Source organism: Streptomyces blattellae (genome assembly GCF_009709555.1).
Lineage (GTDB): Bacteria > Actinomycetota > Actinomycetes > Streptomycetales > Streptomycetaceae > Streptomyces > Streptomyces blattellae.
The window spans coordinates 22,134-48,727 of sequence record NZ_WJBG01000174.1 but is presented as its reverse complement, the minus strand read 5'-3'; the positions used below and the strand labels follow the sequence as shown (position 1 = coordinate 48,727).

Sequence of the window (26,594 nt, the reverse complement as noted above, 5' to 3'; positions counted from 1 at the left end):
CTCCGGCTCTCCGGCTCTCAGGTCTCGCGATCTCGCGACTCTTCCAAGGGGTGTCACTGTCGATGTCCTGGTTTCCGTCCCTGTCCTCGTCCCTGTCCTCGTCCCCGTCCATGCCTCCGTCCCTGCCCTCGTCCACCTCCCTGTCCGCGTCCGCGTACCAGCAGGACTTCGATCCGGTACTCGGGAACCTCGGCTTCTCCGCCGTCGTCGCGGCTCTGCCGCTGCTCGTTCTGTTCGTCCTGCTCGGTGTGCTCAGGTGGAAGGCGCACTGGGCCGGACTGGCCGCGCTCGGTACCGCGGTCGTCATCGCCGTCGCGGTCTACGGCATGCCGGTCGGCCAGACCTTCGGCGCCGCGGGCTACGGGGCGGCGGCGAGCTTCCTCTCGGTCATCTGGATCCTGATGAACGCGCTGTGGATCTTCAGGTTGACCGAGCACACCGGGCACTTCGCGGTGCTGCGCAGATCCTTCGCCGGCGTCAGCGACGACCAGCGCATCCAGGTGATCATCATCGCGTTCGCCTTCGGTGCGCTGCTGGAGGCCCTGGCCGGCGCGGGAACCCCCGTCGCGATCAGCGCCGTCATGCTCGTCGGCCTCGGGCTGCCGCCCATGCGTGCCGCCGTGGCCGCCCTGGTGGCCAACACGGCACCGGTGGCCTTCGGCGCCCTGTCCGCGCCGGTCACCACACTCGCCGCGGTGACCGGGCGGGACTTCGAGACGCTGGGTTCGATCATCGGACGGCAGACCTCGCTGGTGGCCACGGTCGTCCCGCTGGTGCTGGTCTTCCTCGTGGACGGCCGCCGGGGTCTACGGGAGGCCTGGCCGGCCGCGCTGGTGGCGGGACTGGGCTTCGGAGCCGGGCAGTTCGTCTTCGCCAACTTCATCTCGGTCGAACTCGCCGACATCGGGGCGGCCCTGTGCTGCGCGGCCGTCCTCGTCGGGTTCCTGCGCGTCTGGCATCCGCGCCACGCGCTGACCGCCGACTCGATGCCCGCCGACCCGGTGCCCGCCACCTCGTCCGTGCACACGGCTTCGCCCTCGCCCGTCCCGGTCACCACGAGCGGCTCGGCGCCGGCCGGCTCCGCAGACTCGGGCGGCGGTTCGGGCAGGCCCAAGAACGCCGGGGACGCCGGGGACGCGGGGGACGCGGGGAACGCCGAGGGAGGGGCACCGGAACTCGGGGACGGCCGCAGGAACGTGATCCTCTCCTACCTTCCCTACGTCATAGTGATCGCGGTCTTCGTCATCGCGCAGTCCGACACCGTCAAGGAGCAACTCAGCTCGGCCGCCGTCCAGTTCGACTGGCCGGGGCTGAACATCACGGGTGCGGAGAACGCCCCGGTCGCCACCGCCTTCACCTTCGACTACCTGCCCGCGGCCGGCACGCTGCTGTTCCTCTCGGGCCTGATCACCACGGTGCTGCTCCGGATCGCCCCCGGCGAGTCGGCCCGCATCTACGGCGCCACCGTCAAACAGCTCACGTGGACGATCGTCTGCGTGCTCTCCGTCCTCGGCCTGGCCTATGTGATGAACCTGTCGGGACAGACCGGCTCGCTGGGCCGCGGCCTGGCCGCCATGGGCGCGGCGTTCGCCTTCTTCTCGCCCGTCATAGGCTGGCTCGGTGTCGCGATCACCGGCTCGGACAACTCCTCCAACGCCCTGTTCGGAGCGGTCCAGATCACGGCCGCGCAGCAGACGGGCCTCTCTCCCGACCTCATGGCGGCCGCCAACTCCTCCGGCGGGGTGGTCGGCAAGATGATCTCTCCGCAGAGCCTGGCGATCGCCGCCGCGGTGGTGGGCCTCCAGGGCAAGGAGGGCGACATCTTCCGCAAGGTCATCGGCTACAGCCTCGCCCTGCTGGCGCTGATCGCGCTGATCGTCGTCCTGCAGTCCACCCCGGTCCTGGGCTGGATGCTCCCGTGACCCCTCGCACGAACCGCCACTGACCCCCGTACGAATCCACAACCCCGGAGACAGCACGATGACGAATCGGTACCGCGCCCTGTTCGACCTCACCGGAAAGTCGGCCCTGGTCATGGGGGCCGCGTCCGGCATCGGCGAAGCGACGGCCCGGACGCTCGCCGGCCTGGGCGCCCGGGTGGTCTGTGCCGACCTCGACGGTGCGGGCGCCAAGGCGACGGCCGAGAGCATCGTCGCCGAGGGCGGCACGGCACAGGGGCTCGCCGCGGACCTGGGCAACCACGAACAGGTCACCGAGGCCGTACGGACCACGGTGGGCGCGTACGGCAGGCTCGACATCGGGGTCACCACCCCGGGCATCAACATCCGCAAGAGGCTGTCCGCCTATACGGAGGACGAGTTCGACCGGATCGTCAACCTGAACCTGAAGGGCACGTTCTTCTTCCTTCAGGAGGCCAGTGCCGTCATGGCGGAGCAGGGCGGCGGCAGCCTCATCGCGTGCTCGTCGATGCGGGGCCTGATGGTCGAGCCCGGGCTGGGGGTGTACGCGTCCACCAAGGCGGCGATCCTGCAGATGGTGCGCGGGCTCGCCACCGAGGTGGGGCCGCGCGGCGTACGGGTCAACACCATCGCGCCGGGCGTCATCGACACCCCGCTGACCCGCCCGTTGTGGGACGACGTCACGACCAGGGAGGCCTACAGCGCCCACACGGCATTCGGCCGGTGGGGAAGCGCCGACGAGGTCGCCTCGACGGTGGCGTTCCTGGCCGGCGACGCCGCGTCCTACGTCACCGGGGAGAACCTGGTCGTCGACGCGGGCTGGACCATCATGGACGGCCGCTTCGACCCCGGCCGCTGACGGAGGGGCCCCGCTCGGGTGAACGCTCACGGGCGTTCACCCGTACTCCCTGTCGTACGCCTGCCGCTGGTGCGGCAGGGACAGCCCGGATACGGACCGGATACGGAGAGGCCGTGTGCCACACCTTCCCGAGCAGTCACAGCAGCCCGTGCGAGGACGCGGTGGGCGCCGCCTGCCCGCCGACCGATGGGTGCGCGGCGCCGCGCTGGCCGTGAGCCTGGCCGTTCTTCCCCTGGTCACGGCGTGCGGCGGCGGTGAGAGTGACGCGGCGGCGGTGGTGGATCCGTCGGAGATGTCCGCCGCTCCGGCAGCCGGTGTCGAGGCGCCGGCGAGGGTCGAGGTGATCGCCTCGCTGACCGGGTGCAAGCCCAAGATCCGCATCGAGGCGGAGGAACTGCGCCAGGGCGTGTGCCACACGAAGGAGGTCGACTACCTCATCACCACCTTCCCCGAGGAGAGGTTCACCGAGGTGTGGCTCGACTCCGCCGCGGTCTACGGCGGCAAGTACCTGGTCGGCGAGCGCTGGATCGTCAGTGCGAGGCCGGAGATGCTGGAGGGGTTCCGGGACAAGATCGGCGGGACCGTTCGGGAACTGCGGGGTACGGGGCCGACTGCCGGTTCCTAGGCAGCTTCGTGGGCTCTGTAGGCCCCGTGGGGTGTGGCTTTGACGCCGGTCGGCCCGGCAGTGCTCGGGCCGACCGGCTTGGCGTGCGAGGTCAGCTCTCAGCCGACGTGCCGCGCCGCTTCACCAGCCACCACGCGCCGCCGCCCAGGACGAGCAGCGCCACGACCACCCCGCCGATGACGAGGCCCGCCGAACTGTCCCCGTCGTCCCCGGCCGCCTCGGTGTCGGTTTCGGAGGCCGCGGCGTCGGCGTCCGAGTCCGTGGCCGACGAGGTCGGGGTGGGGGTGGGGGTGGGTGTCGTGGTCTCGCTCGGTTCGGCGGAGGGGCTGGGGGCGATCGGCTCGGCGCCCGGGGCCGCCGCCTTCAACTCCAGTAGCGGCGCGGGCTGTTCCAGCTCCCCGCCGTCCGTGGGCAGTTCGATCCAGCGCGAGACCTCGCCGTCGCTGTAGGTCTCGACCGTCTTGAAGGCGATCTGCTTCGCGTCGGGCAACTGCCGGACCTTGATCTTGTGTTCGGCGTCGACACCGGTCTTCAGGGCGGGACCGGAGACGGTGTATCCGTCGCTGGTGGCCTTCAGCTTCCAGTCCTCGGGCGCCTCGGCGAGCGTCACGTCGCCGGGCGCGATGCCCGCGGGCAGTACGACGCGCAGTTCGGTGAAGCCCGCCGAGTCGGACTCGGCTTCGGACACGAAGGTGAGCGTGACGTTCTCGGCCAGGGCCTGGGCCTTGTCGGCCTCGACCTCCGCGTGTGCGGCGGCCGGTGCGGCCAGGGCGATCGTCGCCGTCAGCGCGGCGGCACCGGCGAGTGCGATCCGGCGGCCGGCCCGGGCCAGCGGGTATGGGGACATGGACACAATGGACACAGGTGAGCTCCTTGCTGTTACGGGAAGAACAGGCCCCCGCAAGCTCAGGGGCCGGTGACGTAGCCGAGGTGCTCCCGTCGCGGCGGTCCCCTGCGCACCACCGCGTGCTCCAGTACGTCCTCCCACGCCTGTGCCGCCATGTCGTAGGAGATGCCGGGCCGCCGGCCGGGCAGCTCGAACACGCGTCGGCCACCGGCGCCGAACGGCCGGGGCAGCACCTGCACCAGGGCGGCACCGGCCGCTCGGGCCAGCGTGGCGAGCGCGTCGAGCGCGGCCGTCACCCGTGCGTCCGCCCGGTGCAGCAGCCAGGCCACCACGAGTGCGCCGGCCGCGTGCGCGATCGTCATCGCCGCCCCGGCGTCATGCCAGGCGTGACCGTCGCCGCCCGTGGCGTGTTCGGCGTGCATCGCGTGTCCCGGTGGCGCCGCCGACGTGTCGCCGTCCGCGGCGGACAGTGCGAGATGCAGCAGGCCCTGCACGGCCAGTGTGCATACGACGGTCGCGGCCGGGGCGTAGCGGCGGCGGGCCAGCGGCCAGACCGCCACGAACTGGGCCACGATCAGCGCGCCCACCAGCCGCCAGGGCACCGTGCCTTCGGCGACCGCGTGGTGGCCGAAGGCCGCGAGCACCGTGCCGAGCACGGCGAACAGGCCGGCCCGGGCGCACGTCCCCGTGCGGCTGGCCCGGCCCGTCCCCGCACGCCCGGTCACGTGGTCACACGGCACGGTCGCTCATCATTCCCCACCGGTCGGCATCCTCGTCCTATACGTCGGACGCGCTGGGGCTGTTCACTCGCCCCTCATGCCCCGGTCAGGCCCCCGGTGCAGGCGGCGCCCGGCTCGGGGGTCTGCGAACCCTGGACGTACTTGGTGAAGAACTGCTCCACCCTCGGGTCGGACGCCTTGTCCACGCTCAGCTGGACGCCCCAGGCCGACAGCATGATGGGCCCGGCCTGGTCGTCGTTCGGGCTCATCAGGGAGTAGGGGGTCCGCGAGACCTTGTCGCTGAGCGTCTTGATGTCGGCGTCGGTGGTGTCTTCGGTGTACGTCACCCAGACCGCGCCGTGCTCCAGGGAGTGCACGGCGTTCTCGTTCGGGACGGGCTCGGTGTAGACGGTGCCGTCGCAGGTCATCCAGGCCTGGTTGTGGTCGCCGCCGACGGGCGGGTTCATCGGGTAGTCGACGGTGCCCTCGACGTGGTTCTGCGTGAGTTCCTCCTTCTCCCAGGTCTGCTCGCCGCGCACGGGCTTGCTCGCCGCGGCGGCCTGCTGCTCTTCCTGCTCGTTGGCTTCGTACAGGGCGTATCCGCCCCAGCCGATCAGCCCGGCGACGATGACCGTGCTGACCGTGACGGTGATGATCCGGTTGCGGCGCTCGCGGGCGATCTCGGCGCGGCGCATCTCCTCTATTCGGGCCCGCCGTGCCTCGGCGGCGGCCTTCTTGCTGGTCTTGCTCATGGCTGTGTGTTCCTCGTCCCCGCCGAACGGCGGTGGGTGCAGGGGTGGACGGACGTACACCGCTGGGCCGTACACGCGCGTGCGTGCCGGGCCCAGGGGTGTGCGGCTACGTCCGCTGCACCTGGAGGACGTGGAGGTCGGGAGCGCGACAGGTGGGCGTGGGCTCGGCGGTGCGCCCGGCGATGTCCGGCTGCCGCAGCATGTCCGGCGAGCGGGGCAGGACCGCCGGGAGGGGGTGGGCGGGAGCGGCGAGCACGGCTCGTACGGCGTCGACGGCCCGGTGGCAGCACATGCCGTCGTAGGGGCAGCCGGCCGGGTGCGCGGCGGGCGTCGCGTGGTGTTCGACCGAGGTGTCGGCCGCCGTGCCGACCGCCGTGCCGACCGCCGTGCCGACCGGCGTGCCGTCCGCCGTGCCGTCCGCCGTGCCGTCCGCCGTGCCGTCCGGCGTACCGGCCGGGGTGCCGGTCGGGACCGCGGCGGTGGACATGGCCGTCATTGCCGCGTCGGCCGACTCGCCCTGACCGTGCGTCACGAGCCCCAGGCACAGCACCAGCGCGGAGATCAGCACGGCGAGGGCATGACAGACCCCCGCGCCCCACGCGGCCCACCGCGCGCCGCGTGCCGCCTCCTGCGCCCGGCTCCTCATCGCGGTTGATACTAGGCGGTGCCTGTGGGCGAGGAGGGGCCGGTGCCCAAGGTGACGCATTCGACCCTGCGGGTTTCGTCCCTGCGGCTTTCGTCCCTGAGCAGTGGGCCGCCCCGCCCGGTCCCGGCGGACTCATCGGACGCGACGGCACGCACGCCACCCCGACCGTCGGCCACGGCCTCCTGCCCCAGGGCGGGATGGTCCTCGGACTCGACGACGGGCACCCTCACGCCTCGCCTGCCGGAGCCGACGGCTGGTGCTCACCCCGAGCCGGCGGGTGCCAGTCGAAGTGTGCCGTCGTGTCGCACGGTGATGGGGAGGCCGCCGCTGATTCGGCCCAGCGTCTCGGCGAGCCATGCGCGGTCGCCGGGCGGTGCGGGCTCCAGCCGCATCCGCCGTGCCCGCAACGGCGCCAGGCGCAGCCCGGTCAGTCGCCCCGTGCCCGCGTCCAGGGAGACGAGGTGGGCGAGGCGCAGGTCGTCGCGGTACTGCTCGTGGCCGGAGACGCCCTCGTAGTCGTCGATGAAGTCGCCGCAGCCGTGCAGGATGAGGCGGTCGCGGTACACCTCCAGTGGGCGGGGATGGTGCGAGGAGTGGCCGTGGACGACATCGGCGCCGCCGTCGACCAGGGCGTGCGCGAAGGCGGTCTGGTCTTGGGGGACGCGGTAGCCCCAGTTGGAACCCCAGTGCACGGAGACGACGACGAGGTCGCCCGCGCGTCTGGTCTGTCGTATGCGTACGACCGCTGCGGCGGCCTCGGCGGCGGAGAGTTCGGGCACGTAGGCGACACCGGACCGGTCCGAGGTCGCGGCCCAGGCGGGCGGGACGCCGCTGGACCACGCCCCGAGGGCGAACACCAGGACCCGGTGGCCCTGTCCGAGCGGGACGATCGCCGGCGCGTACGCCTCCGCGGCGTCCCGTCCCGCTCCCGCCGTCCGCAGGCCCGCGCCCGCGAGTGCGCCGAGGGTCTCGTCGAGGCCCCGGCGGCCGAAGTCGAGGACGTGGTTGTTGGCGAGGACGCACACGTCGGGGCGGGCCACGGTCAGGGCGGGCAGGTTGGCCGGGTGCATCCGGTAGTGGACCTCCTTGTCGGGCGCGAACGCGTCGCTGCGGGTGACGGACGTCTCCAGGTTCAGGATCCGCGCGTCCGGCGCGGCCTCGTCCAGCACGCGCAGCGCCTCGCCCCACGGCCAGGACGGCGGGACGGGGGCGGGGACGGGACCGTTCGCCGCCTCGGCGAGATCGACGTAGGAGCGGGCGTCCGCGACCCATGGCTCCCGCAGGGCCGGATCGCCGGGGTGCGGGAGGATCTGGTCGACGCCCCGTCCGAGCATCACGTCGCCGCACAGGAACAGCGTCACCGCGCCGCCACCCATACAGCCACCCATACAGCCACCCTAAGCAACATCGGAGAGCCCGCTCCATGGCTGGGCGGATGGTCCATGGTCATCTGGAGCGGCCCTGCCGTTGCCCGGCTCGAACTAGTTACCATGCGCACGGGTTGCCTGGCGCTGAGGGTGGTGGCCGACGGCCGAGCATTACCGTTCGTTGCCCGTCGCCGCAGCGAACGCAACCTCGCGCTCTCCTTGAACCAGCCGACTGGAACTCAAAAAAATGTTTGCATACGAACAATAAGCATTGTGCATCGCGCTGACCGGTTGTACGTTTCAGGTCGAGAAGTGGAACGTAGCGAGAGGCGCAATGATGACCGCATCGCCCACAGCCACACCGACCGTCGACCTCGATCCCATGGTGTTGTTCGCCGACCCCTACCCGCTCTACGCCCAGCTCCGCCGGGACACGCCCGTGGCGTACGTGCCCGCGATGGGCCGGCTCCTGGTGACCCGGTACGAGGACGTGGTGACGGTCAGCCGGGACTGGGAGACGTTCTCCGCACGGGAGGACACGCCAGGCCCCGAGCACAAGATCATCGGCGAGACCCTGATGTCCTTCGACGGCGAGGAGGATCACCTTCGTCTGCGTCGGATGATGGATGCCCCCCTCAAACCCCGGGCGCTCCGCGAGCACTGGGAGCCGGTCTTCCGGGCCAATGCCGCCGCACTGCTCGACGACCTCGCCGGCCGGGGTGAGGCGGACCTGTTCGCCGACTTCGCCACCCCCCTGGCCGCCATGAACCTCGCGTCATTCCTCGGGTTCGAGGGGGTGTCCGCACAGCAGCTCATCGACTGGTGCAAGGGGATCATCGACGCGGGCGGCGGCTACATGCTGGACGACGCCGGCATCTGGGAGCGCGGATTCGCCGCCCGGGACGGGGTGATCGCGGCCACCGACGCCGCGGCCGACCGGGTACGCGGCAATCCCGATCCCTCGATGATCTCGTCCATCATCAACTCCCCGGAGCCGATGACACCGCAGCAGTTGTACAGCAACATCATGATCACCATCGGGGGCGGGCTGAACGAACCGCGCGACGTCCTGCTGACGGCCGCGTACGGCTTGCTGACCAACCCGGATCAGCTGGCGGCGGTACGAGCCGAGCCGTCCCTGTGGAAGAAGACCTTCGAGGAAGCCTGCCGCTGGGTGTCCCCGATCGGCATGTTCATCCGCCAGGTGGCCCGTCCGGTGGAACTGGGCGGAGTCCGGCTGCAGCCCGGTGACAAGATCACAGGGGTCGTCGCCTCGGCCAACCGGGACGAGCGCGTCTATGCCGACCCGGACGTCTTCGACATCCACCGCAAGGGTCCCAGCCATGTGGCGTTCGGGGGCGGTGGACCGCACTTCTGCATCGGCGCCTGGGCGGCACGTGCCTCCATCGGCACGATCGCCCTGCCCGCGCTGTTCGACCGGCTGCCGAATCTCCGGCTGGACCCGGAGCGGGAAGTGCCCTGGGGCGGCTTCGTTTTCCGCGGGCCGCTCGCCATGCCGGTGCGCTGGGACGCGTGACCCCAGCCGATCACGACCACGAGGTTCGCATTGCCCAGGATCGTCTATGTGCTGCCCGACGGCACTCGGCGTGAGGTCGACGCCGCCGCCGGCACCAGCGTCATGAAGAACGCCGTCCTCAACGACGTACCCGGCATCACCGCGGAATGCGGAGGATCGCTGATGTGCGCGACCTGCCACGTCTACGTCGATCCGGCCGACGCCGGCCGCTTCCCGCCCCGCGCTGACGACGAAGAGGAGATGCTGGAGGTCACCGAGGCCGAGGTCCGGGAGACCAGCCGACTGTCCTGCCAGCTCACCGTGGACGACACACTCGACGGGATCACCGTGCACGTCCCGGAAGAGGACGCGTGACACGGGTCGTCGTGGTGGGCGCCGGGCACGGCGGCGTCGCCACCGCACAAGCACTGCGCGCGGCCGGGAGCACGGCGCACGTCACCCTCGTCAGCGCAGAGGACGAACCGCCTTACGAGCGGCCACCGCTGTCCAAGGACGTACTCCTGGGCAAGGCCTCCATGGACTCCGTGCGCCTGCGCGCGGCCGGCTGGTACGACGACAACGGCGTCGACCTGCTGCTGGGGACGCGGGTGGCGGCAATCGATCGCGAGGCGCGAGCGGTCCACCTCGACGGCGGAGCGCCCCTGCCCTACGACGCCCTCGTCCTCGCCACCGGCGGACGGCCCCGCCCGCTGCCCTGCCCGGGGTCCGGCCTGGCCGGTGTGTGCTCACTGCTGACCAGCGAGCACTGCCGGGACCTGCGGTCCCGGCTCGCCGGGGCACGTGACGTGGTGATCGTCGGGGCGGGGTTCATCGGCTTGGAGGTGGCGTCCGCGGCGGTCGCCCTCGGATTGCGGCCGGTCGTGCTCGAACTGGTGGACCGCGTGCTCGCACGCGGCGCCGCCGCGGAAGTCAGCCGGGCGGTCGCCTCGTACCACCTCTCCCGCGGTGTCGACCTGCGTCTCGGTACGGGTGTTCGGCAGCTGCTCGGTACGGAGGAGCGGGTGACGGGCGTGGTCACCAGCACGGGCGAGGTCCTGCCCGCCGATCTCGTCCTGGTCGGCGTCGGATCATCGCCGAACGACGGGCTGGCCGCCGAGGCCGGCCTGCACTGCCAGGACGGTGTCGTGGTCGACGCCGGCCTGCGCACCACGGACCCGCGGATCTCGGCGATCGGGGACTGCGCCCGGTTTCCGCTGGGCCACGGTCTGGTCCGCCTGGAGTCGGTGCAGAACGCCGTCGACCAGGGCAAGCACGTCGCGGCCCGGCTCGCCGGGACGGTCCGGGCGGATGCCCCCTACCTCGCGGTGCCGTGGTTCTGGAGCAACCAGGGCGGGCTGCGGTTCCAGGCCGTGGGCGTGGCCGAGGGCAGTGATCACGAAGTCGTTCGCGGTGATCCGGAAGCCGGGCGGTTCTCCGTGTTCCGGTTCCGACGCGACCGACTCGTCTGTGTCGACTCGGTCAACGACGCGGCCGGCCACCGCACGGGACGACGGCTGCTCGCCAACCGCGCGCATCCCACCCTGGACCAGGTCGCCGATCCGAGCGTGGATCTGAGAACGGTGGGTCGCGCGCCGGGGTGATCGCGCGCCACGCCGGGCCCGCGGTCAGCCGGCCGTCGGCTTCCTGGACGAGCAACGGAGGGGGTGCCTTTCCGGTCACCGTCGTACCTGGACCGGAGGGACGCCCTGCCCGGTCACCGTCGTACCTGGACCGGGCACGGTCGTCAGGGCGTGCTCGTGGTCGTGCTCGTGTCGAGCGTGATCGGCTCGACCTCGCCCTCCAGCATGCAGCCGAGACCCTGTACGGCACACACGTCGGGCCGTTCCGCGATGTGCACCGGCATACCGGTCGCCTGCCGCACCATCTGGTCGAGCCCGGGAATCAGGGCGCTCCCGCCGACCATCACGACCCCCCGGTCGGACAGGTCGGCCACCAGGTCGGGCGGGCAGTCCCGGAGCACCTTGCCGATGCCGTCGAGGACGGCCGTCAGCGGAGTCTGGATCACGTCGCGTACGGCGGCGGTGTCGACCTGCACGGAACGCGCGAGACCGGTGGCGACGTCCCGGCCGTGGATCTCGGTGGAGGTGGGCCCGTGGGGCGTGAGCCCGTTGCCGGAGAGGGCGAGCTGCAGGGGCCGTACGGACTGGCTCGGCAGCATCAGTTCGTGCTGGTGCCGCAGGTGCTGCACGATCGCGCGGTCGACGGCCTCACCGCCCACGGAGATGCGCTCGGCGGTCACGATCGCGCCCAGCGACAGCACGGCGATCTGCGTGGCGGCGGCCCCGCACACCAGCACCATCGTGGCCTCCGGCTGCTCGACGGGCAGCCCGCAGCCGACGGCGGCGGCGATCAGCGTGTCGACGAGCTCGACCCGGCGCGCACCCAGCCCGACGAGCGTCTCGATCGTCGCCCGCTGGGCCAGCGGGTCCGCGTCGTGCGGTGTGCAGGCGGCGGCCCGCAGGAACGGCTTGCGGCGCAGCGAGCGGCGGACCTTGTCGCCGAGCAGATGCCGCAGCATGCGCTGCGCCATCTCGATGTCGACGACGCTGCCACCCGATACGGGCCTGACGACCCGGATGTACGGCGGCGTACGGCCCGTCATCCGCTCCGCGGACTCCCCGACCGCGATCAGCGCACCGGTCCTGGTGTTCACGGCCGCCGCCGACGGTTGGTCGACGACGAGCCCGGCCCCCTTCAGATAGACCCGGGTCCGCGCGGCCCCCAGGTCGACGGCGAAATGGCAACGGCGCAACTGGTTCAGACTGTCGGTCACGGCAGATCCTCCCGAGTGTGCAGAGCGTGGCGGCCGCCGGATGCACGGGCCGGCCTCGTTTCGCGGGCCGCCGGGCGGCGGGCCTCTCCCTGGCATCGTGCGGGGGCCGGGACGGGGGGTGCCTGTTGTGGGGGGCCGGGTGGGGTGCGACTGGACGGGTGATCTTCGGATTTCCACGGCGCGGCGGCTGGCGTTCGGGAGCTGACGGCTCATCGCTTTCGGGCGGCGGTGAGCAGCGGACTCAGACTCGTGACGAGCTGTACGCCGTCGTACGCGGCCCGCAGCCGTCGCCGTGTCGTCTCGTCCGGGCCGAGACCGATGAAGGGCAGTCCGATGGCACGGGCGGCGGACAGTTCCGCGGCGGTGGACCCGACCAGCTCGCCGTCCGGCACCCGTGACCTCAGACCGCGCCGCGTGCAGGGCCTTCACCGTGCGAGACATCCACCGCTCGGACCACGCCCAGCGCCGCCAAGTCCTGCGGGCGGATGCGGAGTTGGTCCGCGGTCGCCTCCGCGTCCTGCGGCGGGCGCTTCAGGATCGCCGTTGCCAGCTCCGGGCGCGCGAGGCGTCGTACCCCTGCCAGGCGAGCGGGCCGTCCGGTGCGGAGTGCCCCGGCGGGGGCGGGAGTTCGGAGAAGTCGTCGGCGACGAGGGCGATCGTCTCGCGGGCGGTCAGGCGGTCAGCCACGGGTCAGCGCCCGCTTCAGGATCTTCCCCATGTCGTTGCGGGGGAGGGCGTCGAGGTGGTGGACGACGCGGGGCCGCTTGTGCGGGGCGAGACGGCGGGCCACGTGATCGGCCAACTCGTCGGCCGTGGGCGGGGATTGGGGATCCGCGGGGACGATCCAGGCGACGATCCGCTCGCCGAGGTCGGCGTCGGGCTCCCCGGTCACGGCGGCCTCCCGGACCCCCGGGTGTTCGAGGAGCGCGTTCTCGATCTCACCCGCCCCGATCTTGTAACCCCCGCTCTTGATCAGGTCGGTGGCCCTGCGGCCGACGATCCGGACATAGCCGTCGGGATCACGCACCGCCATGTCACCGGTGCGGAACCAGCCGTCGGCGGTGAACGCGGCGGCCGTCGCGTCCGGCCGGCCCAGGTATTCGGTGAACAGGTTCGGCCCGCGCACCTGGATCTCCCCCACGGTCTCGCCGTCGTACGACGTGATGGGCGCCCCGTCCTCCTCGACGAGCCGCAGGCCGACGCCGGGCAACGGTACGCCCACCGTTCCCGCCCGCGGCTCCCCGTCGGCCCGCACGCTGGTGTTCATCAGCGTCTCCGTCATGCCGTACCGCTCGATCACCCGGCGCCCGGTCGCCGCCGTGATCCGCTCGTGGTCGTGCACGGGCAGTGCGGCCGACCCGGAGACCAGCAGCCGGGCACGGGTGAGCGCCTTCGCCAACTCCGGGTCCTCGGGGAGCGTCTGGGCGATGCGGTGGTACATAGTCGGAACGCCGAACAGCATGGTCGCGCCGTCGGTCAGCGCACCCGCCACGCCCTCCGTGCTGAACCGGCCCAGGTGACGCACGGAGCCACCACGCCGCAGCGGGCCGAGGACGCCCAGCACGAGACCGTGCACATGGAACAGGGGCAGCCCGTGGACGAGGATGTCGTCACCGGTCCACTGCCAGGCGTCGGCGAGCGCGTCGAGGGTGGCGGCGACGGCGCGGCGCGGGAGGACGGCGCCCTTGGGCGGGCCGGTGGTGCCGGAGGTGTAGACGACGAGGGCGGGATCTTCGGGGGATACGGCGGCTTCCGGAGCGTCCGGGGCGCCCGGAGCTTCCTGGGTGGAGGCGACGGTCGCTTGCGGGTCGACGTCGATACGCGGCAAGTCGCCGACGGGGGAGGGGAGTTCGGTGCCGGGTGCGGTCAGTACGGCCGACGGGGCGCTGTCGGCCACGATGTGCCCCAGCTCCTTCCCGCCCGACTTCGGGTTCAGCGGCACGACGGCCACCCCGGCCTCCAGCGCCGCCACCACGGCGACGGCCGTCTCCAGCGTCGGCGTCGCCCACACGGCCACCCGGCCGGCACCCCGGAGTCGTCCGGCCGTCGCGCCCGCCGCGGCGGCGAGCTGCCCGTAGGTCAGGCAACGGTCGCCGAACCGCAGCGCGGGCCGGTCGGCCGGGCCCTCGGTCAGGGCGGGAAAGAGAGAGGACACGCGTCGTACTCCTTGACTCGAAGACTCGAACCTGTCGTCACCCTGCCATGGTCACCCCGCGGCGGTCCGGACGACATCAGCCACCACACAGCTGACATTGTCGGGGCCGCCCGCGTCGTTCGCGGCGTCGATCAGGGCCCGTACCGCGGTGTCCGGGTCCGGCACGGAGACGAGGAACTGCCGGACACGGTCCTCGGGGACGACCCCGTACAGGCCGTCCGAGCACAGGAGGTACCGGTCACCGGGGCGGCTCTCGTGCAGGCGCAGGTCCGGGACGGGCGCCGGGGTGCCGCTCCCGCTCCCCAGGGCCTTCAGCAGCAGCGCCCGCTGTGGATGGGACCCGGCCTCCTCCGGCGTCAGACGCCCCTCGTCGATCATCGACTGGACCACGGTGTGGTCGTGGGTGATCCGGAACAGGCCGCCGTCCCGCAGCAGATACGCGCGGCTGTCGCCGATGTGGACGAGGGCCAGCTGGGAGCCCGTCCACAGCACGGCGGTCAGTGTGGTCCCGGCCTCCGCCCCGTCGGTTGCGACGTCCAGGACCGCCTCGGTCGCGCCCCGCACGGCGTCCTCCAGCACATTGAGGACGTTGCCCGCCGGCACCTCCTCCGTGTCCAGGAACCTCAGCGCCCGCACGGCGGCGCTGCTCGCGGGTGCCCCCGCCGGTCCGTATCCGTCGGCGACGGCGAGCAGCCGCGCCCCCGCGTACGCGGTGTCCTGGTTGGCGGGGCGTACACGGCCGGGGTCCGAGTGGGCGGAGTAACGCAGTTCCAGCATGGTGGTGTCCTCTCCTGATGTGCCCGATACGGCGGACAGCTGATCGACGAGGAACGCGGCGAGGTCACGCCGGGCCGACGTCTCGGCCTCGACGCCGGCCCAGTAGGCACGGATCTCCCGGGCGGCGGCAGCGGGCGCAAGGCCGCACACCGCACGGATCCGGGCCAGCGGCATCCCCAGCCGCCGCAGCCACGCCACCAGCCGCGCCTGCTCCAGCTGACCGGGCGCGTAGTACCGGTAGCCGGTGTCGGGGTCGACGCGGGCGGGCCGCAGCAGATCCAGTTCGTCGTACAGCCGCAGTGCCTTGGGTGTCAGCCGGGACGCCTTCGCGAAGGCGCCGATCGTCAGCAGGTCCATCCGTGACTCCTCCGGTTCCGCCACCGATGCTGGGGCTTCACCGAAGGTGAAGGTCAAATGGGTTGTCGCGGTTGCGGGACCGCCGGTTACCCTGCGGGCAGCCGTACGAGAACGGAGTCCTGCCGTGCCCCGAGTCGCCCTCGTCACCTACGACCCCGGACCGGAGCCCGGCAAGGACAGCGACCTTCCCGGGCTGGTGCGGGCACTGCGGGAGGCCGGCGCCGGGGCGGACGCCGTGCACTGGGACCATCCGGACGCCGACTGGGCGGCGTACGACCTGGTCGTCATCCGGTCGACCTGGGACTACAGCCGGCGGGTGGACGAATTCCTGGCGTGGACGCGGAAGTGCGCGGCGCTCACCCGGCTGGCGAATCCGGCCGAGGTCGTGCGGTGGAACGCCGACAAACGCTACCTCGGGGATCTCGCGGCGGCCGGGGTGCCGGTCGTCTCCACCCGCTACATAGCCCCCGGGGAGCCGGCCGGCCTTCCCGACGACCACGAGTTCGTCGTCAAGCCCGCCACCGGCGCCGGCTCCCGGTACGCCGCCCGCTACACGCCCGACGACCACGACATCGCCGTACGGCATCTTGCGCGGATGCACGGGGAAGGGCTGACCGCGATGGTGCAGCCGTACCTGCGCGGTATCGACGTCAGCGGTGAGCGGGCGTTGCAGTTCTTCGGCGGACGGCTGCTGCACGCCAGTCGCAAGCGGGCGGTTCTGACCCCCGGCACGGCGTACGACGCAGCCAAGGTGGCCCATCCCGGCCTTGAGCCCTGGACCCCGACCCCGGCCGAACTCTCCGTCGCTGAGCGGGCGTTGGCCGCCGTGCCCGACGGGGCCGGACTGCTGTACGCGCGCGTGGACCTGGTGGACGGTCCCGATGGCGAACCGCGCGTGATGGAAGCCGAGTTGGTCGAGCCGAATCTGTTCCTGTTCCTGCATCCCACGTCGCTGCCCCGCGTGGTCGAGGCGATCATGGCCGCGGCCCGCGAGTGAGCCCTCGCGCGTGGCGTCCAGAGAGGGGCGGGCGTCCAAAGAGGACGGGCGTCCAAAGAGGACGGGCGTCCAAAGAGGACGGGCGTCCAAAGAGGGGCGGGTGGATGCCGTGGCATCCACCCGCCGGTGGTCGTTGCATGCTTCGGACAGTGCTAGGGGGTGTTGTAGACGCTGATCTCGGTCATGGTCGGGGTGTACGTCTCCGTCGCGATCTTCTGGGTGAGTGACACCCGGAGCCGGGAGGTGGTGACGTCGCCGAAGCCGGTCACGGTGAGGTCGTGCCCGATGCCCGTGTCGCGGCTGGCGAAGGTCACCCAGCGGCTGGTCGCGGCGTCCCACCGCTGAAGCTGGAAGGACTGCACCCGCGGGTTGGTGCCCGAGTCGGTGTACTCGTCCAGGTAGACCTCGTCGAAGGTGGTGTCCGTGCCGAAGTCGATGTCGAGGGTGACCGGGTAGGTCGCGTTGTCGGCGGCGGCCCAGCGGGTGGTGAGGTTGCCGTCGGTGAGTTTGTCGGCGGTGAGGGTGCCGTTCGCTCCGGAGTGGGTGGAGCTCGCGGTGACGGGTCTGCCGAGGGCGAGGTTGACGCGGTTGTCGACCTCTTCCTCGATGGGATCGTCGTCGACGGGGTTGGGGACCTGGGGGCCGATACGGCTCTCGGCCATGCCGATGTCGGGTGCGTCCCCGTAGTAGATGTGGGTGCCGAGGAAGTCCTCGGTGCCGAGGTGCGGGTTGTAGCGGCCGGCGTCGATCAGGGGTGAGTCGTCGCGGAGGGCGAAGTGGGCCGCGGCGGTGCGGATCTGGTCCACACCCACGCCCGTGACGTAGTCGGCCGGGTCACCGACGAAGCGGGGGTCGGTCCGCAGGCCGTTCGGGTCGCCCGGCTCCTGGGTGGAATGGGTGCCGCTCGCCTCGTAGTAGTCGTTGTTGGAGAACACCGCCTGCCGTAGTGCGCCGGTCCGGCGGTACCACGGCGTCGTAGCCGTCTGAGAGGTGTTGTAGAAGATGTTGTTCAGGAAGTAGACGCGGCTGAGGAATGTCTCGTCGTGGACGTAGTCGAGATCCGCGCCGTCGTAGACGAAGGTGTTGTTCGTGAAGTACGACGGCGAGTAGTTCGTCGACAGCATGTTCTTCACGAGTACGCCGTTGTCGTTGACGCTCAGGTTGTAGCGGGCCACCGAATTGGAGCTGTTGCCCATGTAGGCCATCCAGCCGGCCGCGTTGTCGTGCGAGTAGTTGAACTGGTACGTGACGTTGAAGTTGGTGTATTCCAGGTCCCACGGGGTGCCGTCGAACTCGTTGTTCGGCCCGCCGTAGACCTCGTTGAACTGCATGACGGAGTCGGCCCCGGCCCAGAGATAGAGCGCGCAGGACACCGCGTCGTAGCGCTCCAGATAGCCGTTGACCTCGTTGTACTCGACCGTCATGTTCTTGGTGTCGGCGAGCTGGATGGCGCCCTGTCCGACGCTCTCGGCGTAGTTGTGGCCGATGTAGACGTCACGGCTGTAGAGGTCGCGGGTGCGCACCCACAGCTGTTCCCAGCCCTCGTGCCATTTTCCGTTCTCGTCGTACTGGCCGGCGTCCGTGCCGTCGGCCGCGAACCAGTTGAACGCGAACTGGACGGCGTGCAGTTCGACGTTCTCGAAGGTGTTGTTCTCGATCCGGACGTCCTTGAAGTAGTACCCGCCGGTGCCGTAGTCCTTGTAGCTCCGGCTGCCGAATACCTGGAAGTTGACGCCGCCGTAGTGGATCCGCTGCCAGCTGCTCGGGCCGTCGAGGTTGTGGACGAACACGTTCGTGACGCGGAAGTAGTCCATGACGCTGTCCGCGCCGCTCCCGAGGAGGTCGGCGTTGATCGACACGCTGATTCCGTCACGGACGTACGAACCCGAGGTGATGTTGGTCGCGAAGTTGTCGTCGTTGGACAGCTCGACGTTGTTGATGTCCCAGTACTGCTGGTTGCGCAGGACGATCGCGCCGGTCAGGCCGACCGTGTCCGGGTTCTTGGTGCCGTCGGCCCGGAACGGGCTCGGCACATTGCCGTTCGTCGCGATGTACGGGCGGCCGGCGTTCGGGTCGCCGTACGCCGAGATGGTGATCGGCCGGCCCGCGCTGCCCGAGCCCTTGGGCCACAGCTGCTGGTTCTGCCACTGCTCACCGGCCTTGAGCAGGATGCGGTCACCGGCCCGGAACGTCGTCGCGTTCGCCTTGGCCAGAGTGCGCCAGGCGGTCGCCGGTGACGTACCGTTCGCCGTGTCGGAGCCGAGCGTGGCGTCGATGAAGTAGTCCGTGCCGCCGGTGGTGTTCGGGGAGTCACCCGGCCAGGCCTGGGCGGCTGCTGCCGGAGCGGGCGTGGACGGGCGGTCCGGGGCTGCGGCGGCGGACGCGGCGGGCACGAGCGAGCCGACGAGCAGCGCGGTGAGCAGGGCGATGAAGCCCGCGTACAGCGTTCGTCCGGGGGGTGGTGAGCCGGGGTCGAAAGGTCTCATTTCTGTACATCCTCTGCGGTGATGGCGTCCAGCGCCGAGGTGTCGATGTCGAGGTCGCTCTCGTCGATACGGCGCTGGAGGTACTGGTCGAACTTCTCGTCGACGAGCGACTGCCGGATCCGCTCGGCGTAGTCGGTGAACGCCTTGTCCTCGTCGACGTCCTTGCTGTCGAGTTCGTAGTAGGTGATCTGGCCGGTGCCCTCGACGGGGGCGGAGATCCGGCCCGGCCGGAGGTCGCCGAGGATCGAGACGAGTTCCTGGTCGTGGGCGTTCAGCGAGGTGGCGCCACCGCCTTCGTACGTGCCGGTCGTGAGCTGGGCGCCCGGCTCCCCGTCGGCGACGTCCGCGAGGCGCCCGGCGGACGACACCCGCTGCTGGAGGCGCTCGGGGTACTCCGCGGCGGCGCCTTCCGGCACCGGCACCACCAGCCGCGTGTACCTGTACGTCGTCGCGTTGGCGCTCCAGGAGTCCCGGTCGGAGTCGAACTCCCCCCGCACTTCGGCGTCGGTGACGTGGAGCGGGTCGCCGGCGTCCGCGCCGAGCCGCTTCTTGAGGGTGGTGGTGAGATCCGTGAGCCGGTGTGTGTAGTACTCGCCGGCGGAGAAGTTCGTGACGCCGTACACCGTCCTGCCGGCCGCGATGTCCCGCGCCCGGGACTCGTTCTCCTGCTCCAGCTCGGCCAGGAAGGCCGCGTGGTCCACGGAGTCCACCAGCCCTTGCTCCTGCGCCAGGATGAGCGTGGTCTTGTCCCGCTCGATCTCGTCGAGCGCCCGGTCCTCCAGGCGCTGCAGCGCGGTCTTCCCGCCCGCGTTCGCGTTCCAGTCGATCGTGCCGCTCAGGCCGTAGTCGTTGCGCAGCTCGTTCTGCACGGTCGGGGCCAGCCGCTGCATGTGGAAGAGCAGTTCGTCGCGGGTCACGGGGTGTCCGTCGACGGAGGCGATCTCGTCCTCGGCGCGCTGGCCGCCCAGCAGCGTCACCCCGGTGACCACCAGGGCGGCGAGGGCGAGGCACACGCCGACGAGGAGGAGGACGGTCCGGCGCGACGGCCTGCGGGAGGCGCTGGTGCCGGGCGTGGGGGAGGTGCTCGGTCGCCGCGCGGCGCGAGGCTTGCGTGAGGCCCCGGGATTACGGGAGTTGCTCGGCTTGCGCGAGGAGCTGGGATGACGTGATGTGACCGGCTTGCGTGATGTGCCCTGTCTGGGCAGGGTGCCCTTCATGAGGCGGCTCCGATCGCTGCCACGCGTGCCACGACGGGTGTGTCCCGCGTCTGGACCACCTCGGCCAGTACGGCGTCGACCTCGGCCGGCGCGAACGTCAGGATGCGCTGGTGGCCCACCGCGTGCGCGTCGGCGAGCGTCGTCCAGCGGCCGTCCCGGCGGCCCCGGACGACGATCTGCTCGATGCGCTGACCCTGGGTGATGTCCTCGCCCACGACGACCGCCTCGACCCGGCTCAGCCGCCCGAACGCGAGGGTCACGCCGGGCCGCGGGTCCGTGCCGTCCGGCCGCCACGGCGTACGCCCCGCACCGGGCCACGCCGTCGCGATGTCGCCCGGGGTGCCGGAGGAGACCGTCGCCGTCGCCTCGATCCGCCGCGCCCGGAAGTCCTCGATGCGCCGCCCGAGTTGATCGAGGACCGCGACGTCGGTGTCCCGTATCCGGCCGTCCCGGGCCGGCGGGACGTTGAGCAGAAAGCAGGAGTTGCCGCCGACGGCGCGCAGATGGATGGTGAACAGCTCGTCCACCGAGCGGACTTGGGCGTCCTCGGCTGGATGGTGGAACCAGCCGGGACGGATCGAGGTGTTGACCTCGGCCGGGTACCAGACCAGGTCGTCCTCGTGCCCGGCCAGCGCGGTGCGGCTGCCGAGGTCGCGGTCGTCGCTGCGGACCAGCCGGGCAAACGTGCCGTCGTCCGCCTGCTGCGAGCGGTCGGCGGTGCGCTCGGCGTCCTGCAGGGCGCGCGGGACGACGCTCCACTCGTCGGGGCGGGTCTGTCCGGCCTCGTTGCCGCACCAGCGGACGTCCGGTCCGCACACGCTGATGACCGCGTCCGGCTGCAACTCGCGGACCACCGCGTAGTACCGCTCCCAGTCGTACACCTGGACCTTGCCGTTGGGGCCCTCGCCGTTCGCGCCGTCCAGCCACACCGAGAACACCGGCCCGTACCGGGTGAGCAGTTCGGTGAGCTGGGCGACGTAGAAGTCGTCGTACGCGGTCCCGGAGCCGTAGGACGCGTCGTGGCGGTCCCACGGGGACAGGTAGATCCCGAACCGCAGGCCGTGCCGCCGGGCCGCGTCGGCGACCTCCGCGACCACGTCGCCCCGGCCGCCCCGCCACGGCGACGAGGCGACCGAGTAGGAGGTGACGTCGCTCGGCCACAGACAGAACCCGTCGTGGTGCTTGCAGGTGAGGATCACACCGGTCATCCCGGCGCTCTTGAGGGCCGTGACCCACTGGTCGGCGTCGAGTCCGGCCGGGTCGAAGGCGGCCGGGTCGTCGTGTCCCTCGCCCCACTCGCGGTCCGTCATGGTGTTCATGCCGAAGTGGATGAATCCGTAGAACTCCATGGCCTGCCAGGCGAGTTGGCGCTCGCTCGGCCGGACCGCGGCCAGTTCCCGCCCGGCCGCCGCCGCGGCGGTGCCCCCGGTCACCTGAACCGCCGGTTATACGAGGCGAGCAGGGCCAGCAGCCCGGCCAGCGCGCCCAGCATGATCCCGAGGTCCCGCCACCCGACCGTCGTGCGCGCCACGACGACGATGGTGAGGCAGGCCGCCGCGGCGAGCGTACGGGCGGTGACGAGCAGCGCGGTGCGCGTCGAGTCCTTGATGGGGTTCACGGGATTCGTGGGGTTCACGGGATTCGTGGGGTTCATGGACTTTGTGGAGTTCGCGGGATTCTTGGGGTTCATGGGATTCCTTCCGTCAGCCCTTCACTCCGCCCGATGCCATGCCCTCGATGAGCCGGCGCTGGATGACCGCGTAGAGGAGGAGGACGGGAACGATGACGATGACCATGCCGGCGTACAGGCGCCCGTAGTCCGCCGCCGCCTTCTGCGCGGTGAACAGGTTGAGCAGGCCGACCTGCAGCGTCTTGTTGTCGCCGGGGAGCAGGGTGAGCGAGATGATGAAGTCGTTCCAGTAGGCCAGGAAGTCGAACAGGATGACGGTGGTGACCGCGGGGCGGGCCATCGGGAGCATGACCTGGGTCATGATCCGGAACCGGGAGGCCCCGTCCAGGGCGGCGGCCTCCTCGTACTCGACCGGGATGGTCCGGAAGTACGCGGTGAGCAGGTAGATGGTGAACGGGATCGACGTGGCCGCGTAGACCAGGGACAGGACCGCGGGGTTGTCGATGAAGAAGCCGCCGGGGAAGACGTCGATGAGCGCGCGGTCCCAGTCGACGAGCATGAGGAAGATCGGTACGACGATGTAGTTGACGTTGACGAAGAGGCCGGCCATGAGCGCGACCTCCACGACGCGCCGGCCGCGGAACTCGTACCGGGCGATGACATAGGCGGCCGGCACGGAGACCGCCAGGACGAGCACCAGTCCGAGCAGCGTGACGAGCACCGAGGTCAGGAAGTACTGGCCCATGTGGGCGTCGGTGAACGCGTCGACGTAGTTCTGGAAGTGCAGGCTCTCCGGCAGTGTCCAGGGGCTGCCGAAGAACTCGCTGCGCTGTTTGAGCGAGGCGATCAGTACCCAGGCGACCGGCACGGCGATGGCGAGCGCGAGAGCGATGACGAGGGCGTAGGTGAGCGTCCGGCCGGTGCGGAGGCTGGTGCGGGGGCCCGTGCGGGGGCGGAGGCGGGGGCGCGACGACGAGTTGATCGTGGTCATGGTGTCTGTCCTCGAAGAGCTCTCAGAACTGCAGGGGTTCGCGCTTGGTCGCCCGGTTCACCAGGAGCGACACGAGGAACGAGAACGCGAAGATGACGACACCGATGGCCATGCCGTAGCCGTACGACGAATTCGTGTACGCCTGCCTGTACATGTAGTTCAGCAGGACATCGGAGGAGCCGTCCGGCCCGCCGCCGGTCATCGCGCGGACGAGGACGAAGCTCAGGTTCACGGCGCTCATGACGAAGAACGTCAGCGTGGTGCGCAGGCTCTGCCAGATGAGGGGCAGCGTGATGGAGAAGAACTGCCGGGTGGCGGACGCCCCGTCGAGTGCGCTCGCCTCGTAGAGCTCCTCCGGGATGCTCGCCATGCCCGCCATGTAGAGGACCATGTAGTAGCCCAGCGACTGCCAGACCATCGCGATGGCGACGGAGTAGAGCACGATGTCCTGGTTGCCGAGCCAGACCTGTTGCAGGCCGTCGAGGGACAGCAGCCGGAGCGTGCCGTTGAGCAGACCGTTGTCCTGGTCGTACACGGCGGAGAAGATCGCCGCGATGACGACCACCGAGAGCACGTTGGGGATGTAGAGGACGAACCGGTACAGGTTGCGTCCGCGCAGCCGTTGCCGGGTCATGATCGCGGCGAGGAACAGGCCCATGCCCATCGTCACGACGGTCACCACCACCATGAGGGCGACCGTGTTCTGGAAGGCGCGTACGAACTGGTCGTCGTCGAGGAGCTGGCGGAAGTTGTCGAGCCCCACGAAGTCCTTGTCGGGGGAGAAACCGCCCCAGGTGTAGAGGGACGTCCGGAACACGTTCATGGTCGGGTAGACCATGAACACCGCGAAGAGCACCAGCGCGGGCAGCAGGCACGCGAGCACAAAGCCGGTGTTGCCGCGCCGGCGGCCGAGGCGGGCCGAGGCCGACCGGGCGCCGCGCCGGGAACGCCGGGTGGACGGCTCCTTGGCGGCCGTGTCGGAGGTGCGGTTCGTCGAGCCTGGGGGTGGGGTGGAGAGGGTCGTCACCGTGCCGGTCCTTGGGTCGATCGGCGGAATCGAGTCGGTCGTGGGGGGCAGCCGTAAGGGACAGCCGTAAGGGGGACAGCCGTAGAGGACAGCCGTAGGGGACAGCCGCAGGGGACAGCCGCAGGGGAAGCGCCGGCGGCGGCCCGGGCCGATCCGGGCCGCCGCCGGGCGGTCTAGTCGCCCGCCTGGCGCAGCTTCTCGCTGGCCTCGTTCAGCGACTTCTGCCACTCGTCCTCGGTGGTGTCGCCGCTGATGATGCTGTTGGCGGTGTCGAAGAGCGTGGCCTTGATGTCGACGCCCGCGACGGGCGCGGTGCTCGCGAATCCGCCGACGAGCGCGGAGACCGACGGGTCCTCGTACACCTGGTAGAACTCGGCGTTCTCCCCGGTCAGGCTGTCCGCGATGCCCTCGATCGGCTGGATCGCGTTGGACTTGGCGAAGATGTCCGCCGCCTTGTCGGAGTAGAGGTAGGCGATGAAGTCCTTGGCCGGGTCCTTGTGTTCGGCGGCCTTGGGGATCCACACCGACTCGACCGAGGTCGTGATGTAGCGGCTGCCGCCCGTCTCGACCGCCGGCAGCGGCGTCAGGCCCCACTGGAAGCCGTCCGCGCGGGGAGCGTCCGCCATCTCGCCGACGATCCAGGTGCCGTTCGGCATGAACAGCGCCTCGTTGTCGAGGATCAGCTGCTGGTTCTTGGTGAAGTCCTGCTCGTTCGCGTATCCGACGGTCTCCGGTGCGGCGTAGCTGAGCAGCCGGGTGGTGAGGTCGAGAGCCCGCCGGGCGTTCGGCGTCTCCCACACGTCCTGCTGGTACGTCATGACGTCGGTGTAGAACTGCTCTCCGCCGATGTCCGCGAGGAGCGCGTAGAAGTACGAGTCGAGGTAGCCGGCGGTCGGGTAGGTGAACAGCGGAATGCCCTGCTTCTCGGCCTCGTCACCGAGCGCGAACATCTCGTCCCAGGTGGTCGGGACCTCCCAGCCGTTCTCCTCGAACAGGCCCTGGTTGTAGAAGAGGCCGGTCGGGGCGTAGTACATCGGCATCAGGTACGTCTGGTCATTGCCGTACGGATTGGTGTTGAGGTTGCCGACGATGCCCTTGGTGAGCTTCTCTCCCACGGTCGTGTCCTCGCCGGGGACCTTCTCGTCCAGCACCGGGGTGAGGTCCTCCAGGGCCTCGTCCTTGATGAGGGTCTCGGTGAGACCGGCCTTGCGGCCCTGGCCGAGCACCACGACGTCCGGGTAGTTCCCCGCCTGCATGCTCGGGGTGATCTCGTCCTCGATGCTCTTCGAGATCTGCAGCTGCACGTCGATGTCGGGGTGCGAGGCCTCGTAGTCCTTGATGACCTCCGTGTACATGGCGCGGCCGTAGCCGCCTTCAAGGGCGGCGACCTTGAGGGTCGTCTTGCCGGAGTCCGAGCTGCTGTCGCCGGACGAACAGCCGGCGAGCAGTCCGAGCACCGTGACCGCGGCGCCCGTGAGGACGAGCGATCTCCTCATCTGGGGTCCTTCCCGTGGACAGTTGCCCACCTGACTGAGAGCGGTAGAGCAGGTCAGGGGCCGGCCCCCGTCGGGGGCCACACCGCCGTGACACCGCGCCACCGCGCCCGAGATCCGGCGCGCATGGCGATCCGGTGTTGTTACGGTGGCACCGATAACATGTGGCCCATACGGTGGCACCGAACCGCATGAAGGCGCAAGGGGTCCACAGGGGGCATTTCTTGGGGGGTGGGGAGCGGCCGGGTTCTGGGGATGTTGGCACCAGTGATATGTCACATGTCACATGTCACATGTCACATGTCACATGTGACATCGAACCGCCACCACAGAACAGGTGGGGCTCCGCCACAGAACCTGCGACCCCGCCCCCCTCCACCCAACCTCAGCGCGAGCGCGGCGGCGCCGTGGAGGCGCGCACGGACAGCGACGCGGCCGCGAGGTCGACGCCCGCGTCGTCGCCCCGCAGCAGCAGGTCGACGGCCGCCGCGCCGTACCGGTAGAAGTCCTGCCGTACGGTCGTCAGCGGCGGAGAGCAGTAGGCCGCAAGGGCGATGTCGTCGACGCTGACGATGGACACGTCCTCGGGCACCGACCGGCCGCGCTCGCGCAGCGCGCGGATCACCCCGAAGGCCATCTCGTCGCTGGCCACGAAGGCCGCGGTCACCTCCGGGATCATCGCGATGATCTGCCCCTGCTGGTATCCCGAGTCGGGCGACCAGTCCCCTTCGAGGACCGGCGGCGCCTCGATCCCGGCCGCGGCCAGGCACTCCTGCCAGCCCTGCCGCCGCTGCCGCGCCTCGATCCACTCGTCCGGCCCCGAGATGTGCCAGACCTGGCGATGCCCCAGGTCGAGCAGGTGCTGGGTGGCGACGCGGCCCGCCTCCTGCTGGTCGATCCCGAGCACCCGGGCGTCCGCCGTCCGCGAGCCGTCGAGGGTGACGGTCGGGATGTCGTGGGTGATCTCCTCCATCTTCCGCGTCACGGAGATGAGCGGCACGGCGATGACGAACCCGTCGACGCCCTGGTCGGCGAGTTTGGACAGGGCCCGCTCCATCAGGCCGGTGTCGAGCGCGGAGATGGTCGCGATGTTCACCGCGTACCCGGCCTCGCCGGCCGCCGCCTCGACGCCGGCGGTCACCGCCGAGCGCGAGTAGTACCCGCCGGACGCCAGCAGCACGAGCCCGATGGTGTGGCTGCGGCCGGAGGACAGCGCCCGGGCGGCGCTGTTGAACCGGTAGCCGAGCTGCTCCACGGCGGCGAGCACGCGCCGCCTGGTCTCGGAGTTGACGTTCGGCGAGCCGCGGAGCGCACGTGAGACGGTCTGCGCCGACACCCCGGCGGTCCGGGCCACGTCGGCCATGCTCGGCTGCCTCGGCCTCGCGGTGCTCTGGGTCATGGCGCTCCTCTCCGCGGCAGC

General features: G+C 70.8%; 25 protein-coding genes and 1 pseudogene. 7 read left to right on the top strand and 19 right to left on the bottom strand.

Annotated elements, in window-relative coordinates; all coding sequences use genetic code 11:
• Positions 1-110 precede the first annotated feature (110 nt).
• From GFH49_RS22610 to GFH49_RS22600, 3 genes are all read left to right on the top strand, one after another.
• Positions 111-1,922: an L-lactate permease gene (locus GFH49_RS22610; RefSeq protein WP_155057951.1), complete on the top strand. Its 1,812-nt coding sequence runs from the start codon at positions 111-113 to the stop codon at positions 1,920-1,922.
• Between the two features lie 58 nt (positions 1,923-1,980).
• Entirely contained in the window at positions 1,981-2,778 is a 798-nt protein-coding gene (locus tag GFH49_RS22605; protein WP_155057923.1) for an SDR family NAD(P)-dependent oxidoreductase, read from the top strand.
• A gap of 115 nt (positions 2,779-2,893) precedes the next feature.
• The gene (locus tag GFH49_RS22600; protein WP_408055939.1) at positions 2,894-3,403 is read left to right on the top strand and encodes a hypothetical protein; all 510 of its coding nucleotides are present in this window, start codon (positions 2,894-2,896) and stop codon (positions 3,401-3,403) included.
• A gap of 91 nt (positions 3,404-3,494) precedes the next feature.
• Here the strand turns inward: GFH49_RS22600 and GFH49_RS22595 are convergent, their stop codons facing one another.
• The 5 genes from GFH49_RS22595 to GFH49_RS22575 all read right to left on the bottom strand — a co-directional run bounded on the left by GFH49_RS22595 (position 3,495) and on the right by GFH49_RS22575 (position 7,743).
• On the bottom strand, positions 3,495-4,250 hold the full coding sequence (locus tag GFH49_RS22595; RefSeq protein ID WP_155057949.1) for a DUF1775 domain-containing protein: 756 nt from the start codon (positions 4,248-4,250) through the stop codon (positions 3,495-3,497).
• 59 nt (positions 4,251-4,309) lie between these two features.
• The gene (locus tag GFH49_RS22590) at positions 4,310-4,990 is read right to left on the bottom strand and encodes a hypothetical protein (protein WP_155057922.1); all 681 of its coding nucleotides are present in this window, start codon (positions 4,988-4,990) and stop codon (positions 4,310-4,312) included.
• A 74-nt stretch (positions 4,991-5,064) separates the two neighbouring features.
• On the bottom strand, positions 5,065-5,721 hold the full coding sequence (locus GFH49_RS22585; protein WP_155057921.1) for a thioredoxin-like domain-containing protein: 657 nt from the start codon (positions 5,719-5,721) through the stop codon (positions 5,065-5,067).
• A gap of 106 nt (positions 5,722-5,827) precedes the next feature.
• Positions 5,828-6,367: a hypothetical protein gene (locus tag GFH49_RS22580; protein WP_155057920.1), complete on the bottom strand. Its 540-nt coding sequence runs from the start codon at positions 6,365-6,367 to the stop codon at positions 5,828-5,830.
• 260 nt (positions 6,368-6,627) lie between these two features.
• Positions 6,628-7,743, bottom strand: a complete 1,116-nt coding sequence (locus tag GFH49_RS22575) for a CapA family protein (protein ID WP_155057948.1) — start codon at positions 7,741-7,743, stop codon at positions 6,628-6,630.
• A gap of 328 nt (positions 7,744-8,071) precedes the next feature.
• Here GFH49_RS22575 and GFH49_RS22570 point away from each other — a divergent pair, with 328 nt between their 5' ends.
• The 3 genes from GFH49_RS22570 to GFH49_RS22560 are packed head-to-tail and all read left to right on the top strand — an operon-like array spanning position 8,072 to position 10,851.
• Positions 8,072-9,271 (top strand): cytochrome P450, encoded by a 1,200-nt coding sequence (locus GFH49_RS22570; RefSeq protein ID WP_230396432.1) that lies wholly within the window; start codon positions 8,072-8,074, stop codon positions 9,269-9,271.
• Between the two features lie 30 nt (positions 9,272-9,301).
• Entirely contained in the window at positions 9,302-9,625 is a 324-nt protein-coding gene (locus GFH49_RS22565) for a 2Fe-2S iron-sulfur cluster-binding protein (protein WP_155057919.1), read from the top strand.
• The gene (locus GFH49_RS22560) at positions 9,622-10,851 is read left to right on the top strand and encodes an NAD(P)/FAD-dependent oxidoreductase (protein ID WP_230396431.1); all 1,230 of its coding nucleotides are present in this window, start codon (positions 9,622-9,624) and stop codon (positions 10,849-10,851) included. The genes GFH49_RS22565 and GFH49_RS22560 overlap by 4 nt, the downstream gene beginning before the upstream one ends.
• A gap of 143 nt (positions 10,852-10,994) precedes the next feature.
• On the opposite strand, the gene GFH49_RS22555 is transcribed toward GFH49_RS22560, so the two are convergent.
• The 6 genes and pseudogenes from GFH49_RS22555 to GFH49_RS22535 form a co-directional block, all read right to left on the bottom strand.
• Complete coding sequence (locus GFH49_RS22555; RefSeq protein WP_155057918.1) at positions 10,995-12,044, bottom strand: rod shape-determining protein; 1,050 nt, start codon at positions 12,042-12,044, stop codon at positions 10,995-10,997.
• Positions 12,045-12,253: 209 nt separating this feature from the next.
• Positions 12,254-12,436 carry a hypothetical protein gene (locus GFH49_RS22550; protein ID WP_155057917.1) on the bottom strand — a complete coding sequence of 61 codons (183 nt, stop codon included), beginning with the start codon at positions 12,434-12,436 and terminating at the stop codon, positions 12,254-12,256.
• A gap of 8 nt (positions 12,437-12,444) precedes the next feature.
• Positions 12,445-12,600 (bottom strand): annotated as a pseudogene (locus tag GFH49_RS41585) (carboxyl transferase domain-containing protein); the annotation flags it as partial.
• A complete protein-coding gene (locus GFH49_RS22545) occupies positions 12,576-12,731 on the bottom strand; it encodes a hypothetical protein (RefSeq protein WP_408055938.1) in 156 nt (51 codons plus the stop codon). The gene GFH49_RS22545 and the pseudogene GFH49_RS41585, both read right to left, overlap by 25 nt.
• Positions 12,724-14,199, bottom strand: a complete 1,476-nt coding sequence (locus tag GFH49_RS22540) for an acyl-CoA synthetase (protein ID WP_155057916.1) — start codon at positions 14,197-14,199, stop codon at positions 12,724-12,726. Before GFH49_RS22540 ends, GFH49_RS22545 begins: the two co-directional genes overlap by 8 nt.
• 51 nt (positions 14,200-14,250) lie before the next feature.
• Entirely contained in the window at positions 14,251-15,333 is a 1,083-nt protein-coding gene (locus GFH49_RS22535; protein WP_155057915.1) for a MerR family transcriptional regulator, read from the bottom strand.
• 124 nt (positions 15,334-15,457) lie between these two features.
• On the opposite strand from GFH49_RS22535, the gene GFH49_RS22530 reads away from it, so the two are divergent.
• A complete protein-coding gene (locus GFH49_RS22530; RefSeq protein WP_155057914.1) occupies positions 15,458-16,330 on the top strand; it encodes an ATP-grasp domain-containing protein in 873 nt (290 codons plus the stop codon).
• A 152-nt stretch (positions 16,331-16,482) separates the two neighbouring features.
• Here GFH49_RS22530 and GFH49_RS22525 read toward each other — a convergent pair whose 3' ends face one another.
• From GFH49_RS22525 to GFH49_RS22490, 8 genes are all read right to left on the bottom strand, one after another.
• Positions 16,483-18,816: a discoidin domain-containing protein gene (locus tag GFH49_RS22525; RefSeq protein ID WP_155057913.1), complete on the bottom strand. Its 2,334-nt coding sequence runs from the start codon at positions 18,814-18,816 to the stop codon at positions 16,483-16,485.
• Positions 18,813-20,033: a hypothetical protein gene (locus GFH49_RS22520; RefSeq protein WP_155057912.1), complete on the bottom strand. Its 1,221-nt coding sequence runs from the start codon at positions 20,031-20,033 to the stop codon at positions 18,813-18,815. The genes GFH49_RS22525 and GFH49_RS22520 overlap by 4 nt, the downstream gene beginning before the upstream one ends.
• On the bottom strand, positions 20,030-21,466 hold the full coding sequence (locus GFH49_RS22515; protein ID WP_230396430.1) for an alpha-L-fucosidase: 1,437 nt from the start codon (positions 21,464-21,466) through the stop codon (positions 20,030-20,032). Before GFH49_RS22515 ends, GFH49_RS22520 begins: the two co-directional genes overlap by 4 nt.
• Positions 21,463-21,723 carry a DUF6903 family protein gene (locus GFH49_RS22510; protein ID WP_155057911.1) on the bottom strand — a complete coding sequence of 87 codons (261 nt, stop codon included), beginning with the start codon at positions 21,721-21,723 and terminating at the stop codon, positions 21,463-21,465. Before GFH49_RS22510 ends, GFH49_RS22515 begins: the two co-directional genes overlap by 4 nt.
• 13 nt (positions 21,724-21,736) lie before the next feature.
• Positions 21,737-22,654 carry a carbohydrate ABC transporter permease gene (locus tag GFH49_RS22505; RefSeq protein WP_230396429.1) on the bottom strand — a complete coding sequence of 306 codons (918 nt, stop codon included), beginning with the start codon at positions 22,652-22,654 and terminating at the stop codon, positions 21,737-21,739.
• A 22-nt stretch (positions 22,655-22,676) separates the two neighbouring features.
• Positions 22,677-23,681, bottom strand: a complete 1,005-nt coding sequence (locus tag GFH49_RS22500) for a carbohydrate ABC transporter permease (RefSeq protein ID WP_230396428.1) — start codon at positions 23,679-23,681, stop codon at positions 22,677-22,679.
• Positions 23,682-23,854: 173 nt separating this feature from the next.
• Positions 23,855-25,177, bottom strand: coding sequence for a carbohydrate ABC transporter substrate-binding protein (locus GFH49_RS22495; protein WP_155057910.1), 1,323 nt, complete (start codon positions 25,175-25,177; stop codon positions 23,855-23,857).
• 382 nt (positions 25,178-25,559) lie between these two features.
• Positions 25,560-26,573: a LacI family DNA-binding transcriptional regulator gene (locus GFH49_RS22490; protein WP_155057909.1), complete on the bottom strand. Its 1,014-nt coding sequence runs from the start codon at positions 26,571-26,573 to the stop codon at positions 25,560-25,562.
• Between the last annotated feature and the right edge of the window lie 21 nt (positions 26,574-26,594).

Bases quoted from the DNA above. Each gene is read 5' to 3' on its own strand.
- GFH49_RS22610 (WP_155057951.1), top strand. From the start codon at position 111: ATGCCTCCGTCCCTGCCCTCGTCCACCTCCCTGTCCGCGTCCGCGTAC.
- GFH49_RS22605 (WP_155057923.1), top strand. From the start codon at position 1,981: ATGACGAATCGGTACCGCGCCCTGTTCGACCTCACCGGAAAGTCGGCC.
- GFH49_RS22595 (WP_155057949.1), bottom strand. From the start codon at position 4,250: ATGTCCCCATACCCGCTGGCCCGGGCCGGCCGCCGGATCGCACTCGCC.
- GFH49_RS22585 (WP_155057921.1), bottom strand. From the start codon at position 5,721: ATGAGCAAGACCAGCAAGAAGGCCGCCGCCGAGGCACGGCGGGCCCGA.
- GFH49_RS22580 (WP_155057920.1), bottom strand. From the start codon at position 6,367: ATGAGGAGCCGGGCGCAGGAGGCGGCACGCGGCGCGCGGTGGGCCGCG.
- GFH49_RS22575 (WP_155057948.1), bottom strand. From the start codon at position 7,743: ATGGGTGGCGGCGCGGTGACGCTGTTCCTGTGCGGCGACGTGATGCTC.
- GFH49_RS22570 (WP_230396432.1), top strand. From the start codon at position 8,072: ATGACCGCATCGCCCACAGCCACACCGACCGTCGACCTCGATCCCATG.
- GFH49_RS22535 (WP_155057915.1), bottom strand. From the start codon at position 15,333: ATGGACCTGCTGACGATCGGCGCCTTCGCGAAGGCGTCCCGGCTGACA.
- GFH49_RS22525 (WP_155057913.1), bottom strand. From the start codon at position 18,816: ATGAGACCTTTCGACCCCGGCTCACCACCCCCCGGACGAACGCTGTAC.
- GFH49_RS22520 (WP_155057912.1), bottom strand. From the start codon at position 20,033: ATGAAGGGCACCCTGCCCAGACAGGGCACATCACGCAAGCCGGTCACA.
- GFH49_RS22510 (WP_155057911.1), bottom strand. From the start codon at position 21,723: ATGAACCCCAAGAATCCCGCGAACTCCACAAAGTCCATGAACCCCACG.
- GFH49_RS22505 (WP_230396429.1), bottom strand. From the start codon at position 22,654: ATGACCACGATCAACTCGTCGTCGCGCCCCCGCCTCCGCCCCCGCACG.
- GFH49_RS22495 (WP_155057910.1), bottom strand. From the start codon at position 25,177: ATGAGGAGATCGCTCGTCCTCACGGGCGCCGCGGTCACGGTGCTCGGA.
- GFH49_RS22490 (WP_155057909.1), bottom strand. From the start codon at position 26,573: ATGACCCAGAGCACCGCGAGGCCGAGGCAGCCGAGCATGGCCGACGTG.